The following is a 12,294-nucleotide window of genomic DNA, read 5'->3' as shown; positions in this document are numbered from 1 at the left end:
TCTGAGTTAATTCTGTAATTAGTTTTCGCTGAGATAATTTCATTTATTTCTGGCGCGAGATTTTATGCTTAAAAATTAATGAAGTAAAACAGGAGCCAGTGAGGCGAACTGTTTAATTGTTTATTATAAAAGGAATTGCAGTGATGAAAAAAAACAGTTTTAAGCTGAGTGTCCTGGCGGCCTCAGTCATCGTCAGCCTTAGTACTCCAGCATTTGCCGCCACCGCGTCATCGTCCATCGCAGTGAAAGACAAAGCCGCGTTGAGCCATAACACCCAGGGACATTATACCGGTGGTGGTGCCGTATTTATTGGTGGCAGCGACCTGCCCATTATTAATAACACCGTGACCGGCAGTGAATGGGTTGCGATTAATACGGATACTCAAGGCTTTAACGCACTGGTAAACAGCAGCGGCTACAAAGCGTATCTTAATGCCACCGTTCCCAGCCTGCCCGGTGATGCTAACTATATTATTTTCGAAGACTATCAGCGCGCCGTTCACGGTGAGCGCCTGGCAAAAGCGACAGCAGCGAACGGTTATTCGGTTCCGGTTGGTGTGGTTGAAGGCCTGAAAATGGGCACCGCAAATAATCGTTATCAGAAAACGCAAACCGCAACGATTTATCAGCGTGATGCCAGCGGCGCTATTCAGTATCAGAAAAAATCCGATGGCACCTTTGTGCTCGATACTACCGGAAATAAAATTCCATTAACCGTCAGTAAAGCGATTGTTCTTGACCGGAACTCTGATGTTTATATCGAACCAGTCGCTAGCACCGGCGGTGTTTTTGGCCTGCAAAATGCGGCTATTTATTCCCAGGTGAAAAGTCTGAATCAAAGTGTCGCAGCAGTCGCCGTCGACGGTAATCTGCAGGAAAGCGCCACCCATGACCGCGCTCGCGATGTTCTGATCATTAAAAACACCACTATCGATAACACGCTCAATACGGATTCCGTAGCGGTTAATCCATCAGGGAATGTATCCGGGGAAGAGCATGTCTATACCCAACGCCCTTCCGCAACCGGCTTAAGTATTAACAGCAGCAGCGTAAATTATGCCGTTGACAGCAAAGGCAATCATATTGCGGCCAGTCAAACGCTGACCCATCAGGTGGCGAAGGCACCAAACGTTATTTTAGACAATGCTCAGATTACGGCTAAAAACATTGCCGCCGTTCGTGAAGACGATAATTATGACGGCAGCCATAAAAATAACGGCAACTACAGCCGCGACGCTGATAGCAAATCAACCGCAGTGGCCATCTCCGGTTCCGGTTTATTCGTGTCGGTGGCCAATAACTCAACGTTGACCGGAGGGGTAAACAACGCCGGTTCCGCACTGAACCTGTCCGGCCATGCTAACCGCGTAGATGTGAATCACTCAACGCTGAATGGTAACGTCAATCTGACCCATGATGGCTATATTCCGACGATCAACGTCACCGTGGTTCGCGATGCAAAGACCGGCGATTATGTAGCAAGCGGTGCCAGCATTACGAACCCACAGGTGATGGACCGTGAGCACAACGGCACGACGCTAAATCTGACCAATAATACCGTGCTGAATGGGGATATCACCGCACGCGGTACGACCGGCTACGTTGTGCAGCTGACTGACGTAACAGATGCTAATGCGCCGGTTATTCTGGGCCAGGGTGCAATCGATGCCTCACTGTCTGCAACCTCTATCTATAACAATGCCGTAAGCAGCGTTAGTAATACCATTTTGGCTAATGCCAGCAATGCATGGACACCGGTCAACGTCAGCCTGAATCACAGCACGCTGAACGGTAAAGTGGGCGGCATCACCAACGTGAGCCGCCCTGACGGTAGCCTGGTTTCTTCATGGAACCCGGGCATCAACGTCAAAAATGGTGCGGTGTGGAACGCTGCTGCAACAGCTGACGGTGGGTTGGCAATCAGCGACGTACACGATATGAATCTGTCCGCCTCCTCTTTGAACTTGATCAATCTGGCAGACGATACCCCAACCCTGGGCGATCGCGGACGCTATGAAGACCTCGGCGCTGCGCGCGTTGTTGTTCATGGCAATCTGAACCAGGACAAAGACAGTACGGGCCATTATCAGGCATCGGTAATCACCGTCGGTAAAGCCGTGGCTGAACCTCTGCTTAATCTGGGTGGCGATTACGCGTATGGCTCAGTGCAGGTCAAAGGCACAGCGAAAGGGGAATACCACCTGGAAATCGCTAACTCTGGCGTCGAACCTTATGTTAAAGACGGCTACGTTGCCGATCGCGACCGCATTAACGGCGTAAATCCTCATAGCTTCGTTAACTATCTGGATAAAGGCAGCGATGCACACTTCACGGGTCGCACCGAGCTGGGTGTCTACCAGTACGACGTTCAGGATATCCTGAATGACAAAGTACACGATGAGCGTAACGTCTATTTTAAAAATAACGGCCATCTGTCAAACAGCGCAGCAACAGCACTGAGCATGGCAGCCGCGCAGGTTAACGTTGCCAGCATGGAGTCCGATGCACTAAACCTGCATATGAATGCTTCACGCCACGCCAGGGATGACGGTGGTGTATGGATCTCTTACTTCGGTGGAAAAAATCACAATACGACATCAGCCGGCGCGGGATATAAGTTAGACACCAACGGCGTTATGCTGGGCGTTGATAACCTGTTCGATGCGAAAAACGGCGGCAGCTGGTTGGCCGGCCTGGCGTTCTCGTCAGCGCGTTCAGACCTTAATGTGATGAACAGCAGTGGCGACCTGGATAGCTACGGCGCACAGTTCTATCTGTCCCGTCGCTTCGAAAATGGCATCTTTGTTGATACCTCGGCGCAGTATAACCATTTCAGCAACAGCGGTGATGCCCGTACCCTGGATGGGCAGCGTTCACGTTCTGACTTTTCTACCAACGGCTACGGCCTGGGTATGAAACTGGGTTACACCTGGGAAGACAGCGGTTACTTTGCTGAACCGTACGTCAAAGCGACCGGTCGTGCCATTGACGGCGCGCACTACACCATGAATAACGGTATGGTTGTTAATGGTGATGATTTCAAATCAGTGGTAGGTGAAATCGGTACGGATGTTGGTTATACGTTCGATCTGAACCAGGGTTATATCAAACCTTATCTGCATTTGGCCGCTCTCAACGAATTTGCTGATAGCAATGAAATGAAGCTGAACAACGTTATTATGAATAACAGCATCGATGGCGCCGCATTCCAAATTGGCGGCGGTGCAGAAGTTCAGCTGATGAAGAATGTGGGTGGTTATGCCAGTTTCAACTACACCACTGGGGATAATCTTGAACGTCCATGGCAGGCAAATGTGGGCGTGAATTACTCCTGGTAAAACCTCTCCCCATTGCTCATCGCAATGGGGAAATATTTTCTAGCTACACATAGCTATTTTTTCTGTGTCACTGCGGGTTGGGCAAAAACTCTTTGCCCATTTTTCCCGTTTTCACATAAAAAAAATGAGCCTTGAATCTCATCAGCATTGTACATTTCTTATCTAACAGGGACGGCATGATTATGAGTAAATTCGAAAACGTTACTTCTCCGCGTAATGGGACAGCAAAGGTTGTAAAACAGAGTAATCATGACGGTGGTCGCATACCCGCTGAATTGAGCGAATACGCAGATCAACCTTTGTATGTCCTGATTGCACTGTGGGGTCTGATGCAGAAAACCTGGATTGGCCATAAACAAGTCTCTACCGTATTTGCCATTACCGAGCGCCGGGCATCATTTCAATTATCTTATATTTTACGCAAGGCAGAAGTCATAATCTGCCAGACAAGAAAGGTAAAAGTTCAGGGTACACGCCGCTTATGCCATCAGATTAAGGTTGAGGAGGTTAGAATTTCAGGTAAAACTGAAAAATTATCAAAAGTAAAGGCTCAATCAGGTATCTATCGTCAGACCAGGAGTGAATGCCTGGCAAACACTCAACAGCTTGCGACATAAAAATAAACTTACTTTGTTCTTTATTGAAAATTTATCACTATTTTATAGTTGTATATTATTAAAAAACATAATTCATATGAGTTTTTTGATAATTACAGTTCAAGTCAATAAAGTTTACACTGATAAAATTGATCGCACATTTAACAAGCAACATGTTTAAAAAACCATCTTAATTGCGCGATCAATCTTTCTTTTACTTTTTCTTTTCAGTGAATAAATACCCGAGCGTGGCAAAAAGACACAGGGTATATCCCAGCAGTTCACTCCCTTCTTCTGCCATGTTTTTCACCGTGCGATTATAACCGTCTGGCATCAGATGCCGCCATAACTCATTCATACCAAACAGGCGTGAAAACACCAGGATAGTGAGCATACCGGCCACCATCATTCCCCACGCGGGATGTCGCATAAAATCAGCCAGGCCCGAAACCAGATAACGAGGGTGCCTGAGCGCAGCGATAAGTGAAGCAAACGTTACTGCCAGAGCGAACCAAAACCAACTTCCATGGCTGATTTTATCAAACAAAAAATCCAGCTCACGAATCAACATGCAGGCAAAAAAGCCAGCGACCAGAATTCGTATCGGCTGCTGATCTACAGAATCTCTCGCATGAAGAATAAACAAAAATACGATCACACCCAGTATTACTTCCTGAGTGATTTCCGTAAATGAAGCTTCATGCACCTCATCACTCATCCAGACTACATCAATAAAGACTAACCCCATCATCGCACTAAGAAATACTGCAAAGATAAAAAAAACACCAATTTTATTTCTAATTGTAAGCAGATCTTCAGACATTATTGCCCCCGGTAAACTAATCTCCGGGCAATTATAAGGATGTGAAATCTTGATTCCTGGCATTCTATGCCGTGGACCATACAATGGCACAGAATGCCAGGGTAGCCGGCTGCTTAGAAACAGAACCTGTGTCCGCTGGTTATCAATACTTACCGATATTTTGCTTCCTGAAGAACAAACCAGCTGGCGGGGACATTGTAAGGTGGCTGGCCAAGCTGATGGATACCCTGTTCGATAATTTGATTGGCGGACTGCCATAGCGTTTGATTCCCAGCGGTCAGCAGGGCTATCTGCACGCGCTTTTCCACCAGATAAATACGGGCGAAATGCGGATCGAAATGAATAATGGAACGGGTATTGTCGATAATGTCGGCCAGCTTTATCGTCTGGGCATCAGGTGACGCCTCAGCCGTATGACGAAAGTGAGCGACTTTACGCGCGGCACGGTTCTGGCCGGGAAGATTTCCACTGTTGGTGAGCATAGAAACCAGTGCAGCGACCCGTTCACCAAAACGCGCTTTAATATCACCGAGTGTGCCGGGAGTATCTTCAACGGTATCATGCAGCCAGGCAGCAGCCAGCATTTCTTCATCATCACTAACGCTGCGAACCAGTTCCACTACCGCTTCGGGGTGGACGATATAGGGTTCATCGGTATACTTGCGTCTCTGCCCAGCCGCCGCATGCGCTTTAGTCGCATAGCGCCGGGCACGTTCTTCGAGTGTATGCATTGTTATTTTCCCCGATTGGCTTCGAAAAGAGGCGATTGCATCGGCTGAATGGTTAGTTAACAGAATGCCATCGCGCAGCATGGTTAACGATCGGCCATGGTCATCTGTGTCGGCATTTATGCTGTAAGAATAGTTTGTTTATAAAAGGGAATTTAGGTTTATAGGTTTTTTCCGAACTCTCTGACAGCACCAGGGTCTGATAAATGTTCAGAATGTGTATAGAAATTGTTTAGGTCACGCCAGGACTAAAATCCCAATGAATTATATTAGAATGCTTACCCAGCAAAAGTTATCTCTGATGCTGGCCGTTTATATCGGTATTTTCCTCAACATTTCAGTATTTTACCGACGTTTTGACCCTCTATTCTCCAGTTTTAAACCTATGCAGTGGCTCTCCGCACTGGCTGAAGTGACCGCAGCGGTTCTGCTCACCTTCTTCCTGATGCGCCTGCTGTCGCTGGGTGGGAAATGGTTCTATCGCGTTACCGCGACCCTGCTGGTGCTGATATCTGTTTCGGCCAGCTATTACATGACCTTCTTCAACGTTGTTATTGGTTATGGGATTGTCGCATCGGTCATGACTACCGATGTTGATTTGTCGAAAGAAGTCGTGGGTTACCACTTTATTCTTTGGATGGTGCTGGTCAGCGTCGTGCCACTGGCACTGATTTGGACCAATAAACAAAGCATGACGCTGCTGGAACAACTTAAAACGCCGGGCCAGCGCATTAAACCGCTGCTGACGCTGCTGCTGGCCGTCGCTCTGGTCTGGCTGCCGATTCGCTATTTCGACAAGCTGCAAAGCGCCAACGAGAAACTGACCAATATTGACCTGCCAAGCTACGGTGGCGTCGTGGCTCACTCTTATTTGCCGTCAAACTGGCTCTCGGCGCTGGGGCTGTTTGCCTACACCAGCTACGATGAAAAGATGGAGCATGATGACCTGCTCGATCCGGCGAAGAAGTTTAGCTACGTTGCGCCCGCTGCGGGTCTTGACGATACCTACGTGGTATTTGTAATCGGTGAAACCACCCGCTGGGACCACATGGGCCTGTTGGGCTATGAGCGCGATACCACGCCGAAGCTTTCGCAGGAAAAAAATCTGGTCGCCTTCCGTGGCGAATCCTGTGATACCGCCACCAAACTCTCCCTGCGCTGCATGTTCGTTCGCGAGGGCGGCACCATGGACAACCCGGGGCGCACGCTGAAAGAGCAAAACGTCTTCGCCGTGCTGAAAGAGTTAGGTTTCAGCTCCGAGCTGTTCGCTATGCAGAGCGAAGTCTGGTTCTACAACAATACCGACGCCGACAACTATGTCTTCCGCGAGCAGATTGGCTCAGAGCAGCGCAATCAGGGGAAATCGGTGGACGATATGCTGCTGATCCCGGAGCTGAAGGCATCAATCGATCGCCATCCGCAGGGGAAACATCTGGTTGTACTGCATACCAAAGGCTCCCATTATCTTTACTCGCAGCGTTACCCACGTGAGTACGCGCGCTATCAGCCGGAATGCATGGGGGTGGATGACACATGCAGTAAAGCCATGCTGATTAACGCTTTCGACAACTCGGTGCTGTATACCGATACGGTACTGGACAGCGTGTTCGACCAGCTGCGCGATAAGAAAGCCATTGTCTTCTACGCGGCGGATCACGGTGAATCCATCAGCGACAACATGCACCTGCACGGCACGCCGCGCAATATGGCACCACCGGAGCAGTTCCGCGTGCCGATGATTGTCTGGGCGTCGGACAAGTATCTGGCTGATGCCAACAACAAAAGTGCATTTGAACGCCTGCAGGAGCAGCAACGCGCGGGCAAAACGCATCGCCACGTAGAGCTGTTCGATACCATTATGGGTTGCCTGGGCTATACCTCACCCAACGGCGGTATTAAGCAGGCGAATAACTGGTGTGCCGACCCGAAAGCGGTAACAGAGAGCAGCGCGGCGAAATAAGCCCTCTCGCTGAGCTATCCCACACTCAATCACGTCGATGGACCGGCGTGGTGCTGGCTTTTGTAGATTTACAGCCTAATCGGGCAGGAGAAACCTCCCGCCCGATTCCCTCACGGCTGAATCCCCCCGCCAGCCCAACCTTTCCACCCGTATTCAAGCCCGCTTAAATACCTCTCCAGCCATTAAAACAAACGGCGCTAAACCCAAAGAGCGGGCGGGTTCCGGCTCTGAACCGGCAATCCACAGCGCTGAACGAAGAGAGGAAGCCAGGATTTGGCCGCATGGACGCGGCCAAAAGCCGCAGCCGGGCCAGGACGGCCCGTCTGAGGCGGTCCGACAGGCTGACGAACGGCGTGAGGGAACCACGCAGCGCGTGGCGCGAGGACCTGCCGGTCAGAGCCGGAACCCGCCAGCGAACGCCACCAGCGTTAAAGGCAACACCAATATTCCAGCCAATCACTTCACGCGTACCAGTGGCTTTATACCCGTCCGACAATCTCCCCACCCCCAACATAAAACTCTACTGTTGCAAAATTATCCACCGTTTCAAACCGCATTAAACCCGACATAAAAACAACCTAACATCATGTTATATATGTAAATAAAATCTTAATTCGCGACGAATTATGTTGATGTCCGATTCACGTGAAACGACGATTTCTCACCGGACCGTTGCAGCATATTTATCTATAAGATAGCCATATGGATAATTTTATCGCGCCACAGACGGGGTAATTCGGTTTATTTTAAAGGTTTTTTCTCAACGCGATCCGCTGGATATCAGCGGTGTATTTAGCGATTAATCTGGTTTTGTGACGAAGTCATAAGTTTTTAATCCGCAAAATAGAGCTAATTGTTTTTTTAATATTTGCATGCGGTTTCTCACACTCTGCGTAAATACACTACGATTGTATTGACGTTCCTTGAAACTGTTGACAAATTGAAACCCCAGCACAAAAGGTAAGGAGATTTGTCTGAAGGTTTCTCAATCGTATGGAAACCGCAAACTCCACTCCCAGGACTGACGCCGCAAGGCATTACGCCAGACCACACAAAAAAATTATCGGTCGGCACGCAACACACAACATCACATCACTATTGGAGCTAAGCATGAGTATTTCCCTGACTAAATCTGGGATGCTGAAGGTCGGTTTCAGCGCGATCGCACTAATGATGGCCGCCAGCGTACAGGCGAAAACCCTGGTTTATTGTTCTGAAGGATCGCCGGAAGGGTTTAACCCTCAGCTGTTTACTTCCGGTACCACCTACGATGCCAGCTCGCGCCAGATTTATAACCGCCTGGTAGAGTTCACCATCGGTACCACGGAACTGCATCCGGCTCTGGCGGAAAAATGGGACGTCAGCGAAGATGGCAAAACTTATACCTTCCATCTGCGTAAGGGCGTGAAGTGGCAAACGACCAAAGACTTTAAGCCGACGCGTGACTTTAACGCCGACGATGTGGTCTTCACTTTCGAACGCCAGCTGGATAAAAACAACAAGTATCACGGCGTTTCCGGCGGCAGCTACGAATACTTTGAAGGCATGGACATGCCTAACCTGATCAGCAAAATTGAGAAGGTTGATGACAACACCGTACGTTTCGTCCTGACCCGTCCTGAGTCGCCGTTCCTCGCCGATCTGGGAATGGACTTTGCCTCGATTCTGTCTGCGGAATATGCCGACAACATGCTGAAAGCGGGCACGCCGGAAAAAGTCGATCTTAACCCGGTCGGTACCGGTCCATTCCAGCTGCAGCAGTACCAGAAAGATTCACGCATCCTCTATAAAGCCAACGCGGAATACTGGGGCGAGAAGCCGAAGATTGACCGCCTGGTGTTCTCCATCACCCCTGATGCCTCGGTGCGTTACGCCAAGCTGCAGAAAGGCGAATGCCAGGTGATGCCGTATCCAAATCCTGCTGACATCGCCAGCATGAAAAAAGACACCAAAATCAACCTGATGGAGCAGCCGGGTCTGAACGTCGGCTATCTGTCGTTTAACGTTGAGAAAAAGCCGCTGGATAACCTGAAAGTTCGCCAGGCGCTGACCATGGCGGTGAACAAGCAGGCAATCATCGACGCGGTTTACCAGGGTGCAGGACAGGCGGCGAAAAACCTGATCCCACCAACCATGTGGGGCTACAACGACGCCGTGAAGGACTACGCCTACGACCCGGAAAAAGCCAAAGCGCTGCTGAAAGAAGCGGGCATGGCCGATGGCTTTGCCATCGATCTGTGGGCAATGCCGGTACAGCGTCCGTACAACCCGAACGCTCGCCGCATGGCGGAAATGATCCAGAGCGACTGGGCGAAGATTGGCGTGAAGGCCAAGATCGTCACCTATGAGTGGGGCGAGTATCTGAAGCGCGCGAAAGCCGGTGAACACCAGACCGTGATGATGGGCTGGACCGGTGATAACGGAGATCCGGATAACTTCTTCGCCACTCTGTTCAGCTGTGCGGCAGCCAAAGACGGTTCGAACTATTCACGCTGGTGTGACAAATCGTTTGAAGATTTGATTCAGCCTGCACGTGCGACTGACGATCACAACAAGCGTATCGAACTGTACAAGCAGGCTCAGGTAGTGATGCATGACCAGGCTCCGGCGCTGATCATTGCCCACTCAACCGTGTATGAGCCAGTGAGCAAAAAAGTGTCGAACTACGTGGTTGATCCACTGGGCGGACACTACTTTGCCCAGGTTGATATCGCCGAGTAACGAACCCGATAAGGGGTTGAAGAGCTACATCGGTGGCTGTTCAACCCCTTTCGATGTTTCGAAGCCCGCTTAATCCTTGTTTATTCAGGTCAAGGCGCAGTTCGCTGCGTCGTGGCCGGGTCTACCCGGCTACAAGATGTGAGCAATAATAATCCCGCAGGCTAAGACCGGCGGGAAACAGAAGAGAGTACGGAATATGCTGCAGTTCATACTCCGACGGCTGGGACTCGTTATCCCAACGTTTATTGGTATCACCCTGTTAACTTTCGCGTTTGTCCACATGATCCCCGGCGACCCGGTGCTGATTATGGCAGGCGAACGCGGGATCTCCGCTGAACGTCACGCTCAGCTGCTGGCCCAGCTTGGTCTGGATAAGCCACTCTGGCAGCAATACTTCACCTATGTATGGAACGTGCTGCACGGCGATTTAGGTATGTCGCTGAAGAGCCGTATTCCGGTATGGGACGAATTTGTTCCGCGCTTCAAAGCGACAATGGAACTGGGCATCTGCGCCATGCTGTTTGCGGTGATCGTCGGTATCCCCGTTGGCGTGCTGGCCGCGGTTAAACGCGGTTCAATTTTCGATCACACCGCAGTAGGTATCTCCCTGACCGGTTATTCCATGCCGATTTTCTGGTGGGGCATGATGCTGATCATGCTGGTTTCGGTGCAGCTCAACCTGACCCCGGTGTCCGGGCGCATCAGCGATACGGTCTTCCTCGACGACACGCTGCCGCTGACCGGCTTTATGCTGATCGACACCCTGATCTGGGGCGAGCCGGGCGACTTTATTGATGCCGTGATGCATATGATCCTGCCTGCCGTGGTGCTGGGCACCATTCCGCTGGCGGTGATTGTGCGTATGACCCGTTCGGCGATGCTGGAAGTGCTGGGCGAGGATTATATCCGTACCGCACGCGCCAAAGGGCTGACCCCGATGCGGGTGATTGTCGTCCACGCCCTGCGCAATGCGATGCTGCCGGTGGTGACGGTTATCGGCCTGCAGGTCGGTACGCTGCTGGCCGGCGCAATCCTGACCGAAACCATCTTCTCCTGGCCAGGCCTGGGTCGCTGGTTGATCGACGCACTCCAGCGCCGCGATTACCCGGTCGTACAGGGCGGCGTGCTGATGGTTGCCACGCTGATTATCCTCGTTAACCTGCTGGTCGACGTGCTTTACGGCGTGGTCAATCCACGCATACGCCACAAGAAATAAGGGGCCACTATGTCTGTTGTAGATCCGGGCAGCGTCCCTGCTGCACCCAAGCCGATGACCCCGTTACAGGAATTCTGGCACTACTTTAAGCGTAACAAAGGCGCGGTGATCGGCCTGGTTTACGTCGTCGTAATGATTTTAATCGCTATTTTTGCCAACGTTCTGGCACCGCATGCACCGGCAGAGCAGTTCCGCGACGCGCTGCTGCGCCCGCCGGCCTGGCAGGAAGGCGGTAGCTGGCAGTACCTTCTTGGTACGGATGATGTTGGCCGCGATGTTCTTTCCCGCCTGATGTACGGCGCGCGCCTGTCGCTGCTGGTCGGCTGCCTGGTGGTGGTTCTGTCATTGATTATGGGCGTGGTGTTCGGCCTGATTGCCGGCTACGTAGGCGGTGCGATTGATGCGGCGATTATGCGCCTGGTCGATATCATGCTGGCACTGCCAAGCCTGCTGCTGGCGCTAGTGCTGGTGGCGATCTTTGGCCCGTCAATTGTCAACGCCTCGCTGGCGCTGACCTTTGTCGCCCTGCCGCACTACATCCGCCTGACCCGCGCTGCGGTGCTGGTAGAAGTGACCCGCGACTACGTTACCGCTTCGCGCGTGGCGGGAGCTGGGACGATGCGCCAGATGTTTATCAATATCTTACCGAACTGCCTGGCACCGCTGATCGTGCAGGCGTCTCTTGGCTTTTCCAACGCGATCCTCGATATGGCCGCGCTGGGTTTCCTGGGTATGGGGGCGCAACCGCCTACGCCGGAGTGGGGCACCATGCTCTCCGACGTACTGCAGTATGCGCAAAGTGCCTGGTGGGTGGTCACCTTCCCCGGTGTTGCCATTCTGCTGACGGTACTGGCATTCAACCTGATGGGCGACGGCTTACGCGACGCTCTTGACCCGAAACTCAAACAGTAG

Annotated in this window: 8 protein-coding genes; 6 read left to right on the top strand and 2 right to left on the bottom strand. The window is 51.3% G+C overall.

From position 1 onward, the window contains the following. Window positions 1-143 precede the first annotated feature (143 nt). Together OMR58_RS15310 and OMR58_RS15305 are read left to right on the top strand one after the other, a co-directional pair. Window positions 144-3,338 (top strand): autotransporter outer membrane beta-barrel domain-containing protein, encoded by a 3,195-nt coding sequence (locus tag OMR58_RS15310; protein ID WP_264546332.1) that lies wholly within the window; start codon window positions 144-146, stop codon window positions 3,336-3,338. Between the two features lie 182 nt (window positions 3,339-3,520). Further along, window positions 3,521-3,955 (top strand): CaiF/GrlA family transcriptional regulator, encoded by a 435-nt coding sequence (locus OMR58_RS15305; protein WP_200560658.1) that lies wholly within the window; start codon window positions 3,521-3,523, stop codon window positions 3,953-3,955. A gap of 193 nt (window positions 3,956-4,148) precedes the next feature. Here OMR58_RS15305 and OMR58_RS15300 read toward each other — a convergent pair whose 3' ends face one another. Together OMR58_RS15300 and OMR58_RS15295 are read right to left on the bottom strand one after the other, a co-directional pair. Then, window positions 4,149-4,757 (bottom strand): hypothetical protein, encoded by a 609-nt coding sequence (locus OMR58_RS15300; RefSeq protein ID WP_200560657.1) that lies wholly within the window; start codon window positions 4,755-4,757, stop codon window positions 4,149-4,151. A gap of 149 nt (window positions 4,758-4,906) precedes the next feature. Continuing rightward, entirely contained in the window at window positions 4,907-5,488 is a 582-nt protein-coding gene (locus OMR58_RS15295) for an HD domain-containing protein (protein WP_200560656.1), read from the bottom strand. A gap of 256 nt (window positions 5,489-5,744) precedes the next feature. Between OMR58_RS15295 and eptB the strand changes: the two genes are divergently transcribed. The 4 genes from eptB (at window position 5,745) to dppC (ending at window position 12,294) form a co-directional block, all read left to right on the top strand. After that, entirely contained in the window at window positions 5,745-7,445 is a 1,701-nt protein-coding gene (gene eptB / locus OMR58_RS15290) for a kdo(2)-lipid A phosphoethanolamine 7''-transferase (RefSeq protein ID WP_264546331.1), read from the top strand. Window positions 7,446-8,555: 1,110 nt separating this feature from the next. Further along, a complete protein-coding gene (dppA, locus tag OMR58_RS15285) occupies window positions 8,556-10,166 on the top strand; it encodes a dipeptide ABC transporter periplasmic-binding protein DppA (protein ID WP_200560654.1) in 1,611 nt (536 codons plus the stop codon). A gap of 196 nt (window positions 10,167-10,362) precedes the next feature. Then, complete coding sequence (dppB, locus tag OMR58_RS15280) at window positions 10,363-11,382, top strand: dipeptide ABC transporter permease DppB (RefSeq protein ID WP_105593686.1); 1,020 nt, start codon at window positions 10,363-10,365, stop codon at window positions 11,380-11,382. Between the two features lie 9 nt (window positions 11,383-11,391). Then, window positions 11,392-12,294: a dipeptide ABC transporter permease DppC gene (gene dppC / locus OMR58_RS15275; protein ID WP_264546330.1), complete on the top strand. Its 903-nt coding sequence runs from the start codon at window positions 11,392-11,394 to the stop codon at window positions 12,292-12,294.

It is taken from the genome of Erwinia sp. INIA01, assembly GCF_025947915.1.
Classification (GTDB): domain Bacteria; phylum Pseudomonadota; class Gammaproteobacteria; order Enterobacterales; family Enterobacteriaceae; genus Erwinia; species Erwinia coffeiphila.
The sequence above is the reverse complement of the archived record's forward strand: the minus strand, read 5'-3'. Positions and strand labels throughout refer to the sequence as shown.

What these genes read in the sequence shown, in the direction of transcription:
- dppA (WP_200560654.1), top strand. Translation starts at nt 8,556, where the DNA reads ATGAGTATTTCCCTGACTAAATCTGGGATGCTGAAGGTCGGTTTCAGC.
- eptB (WP_264546331.1), top strand. Translation starts at nt 5,745, where the DNA reads ATGAATTATATTAGAATGCTTACCCAGCAAAAGTTATCTCTGATGCTG.
- dppB (WP_105593686.1), top strand. Translation starts at nt 10,363, where the DNA reads ATGCTGCAGTTCATACTCCGACGGCTGGGACTCGTTATCCCAACGTTT.
- OMR58_RS15300 (WP_200560657.1), bottom strand. Translation starts at nt 4,757, where the DNA reads ATGTCTGAAGATCTGCTTACAATTAGAAATAAAATTGGTGTTTTTTTT.
- OMR58_RS15295 (WP_200560656.1), bottom strand. Translation starts at nt 5,488, where the DNA reads ATGCATACACTCGAAGAACGTGCCCGGCGCTATGCGACTAAAGCGCAT.
- dppC (WP_264546330.1), top strand. Translation starts at nt 11,392, where the DNA reads ATGTCTGTTGTAGATCCGGGCAGCGTCCCTGCTGCACCCAAGCCGATG.
- OMR58_RS15310 (WP_264546332.1), top strand. Translation starts at nt 144, where the DNA reads ATGAAAAAAAACAGTTTTAAGCTGAGTGTCCTGGCGGCCTCAGTCATC.
- OMR58_RS15305 (WP_200560658.1), top strand. Translation starts at nt 3,521, where the DNA reads ATGAGTAAATTCGAAAACGTTACTTCTCCGCGTAATGGGACAGCAAAG.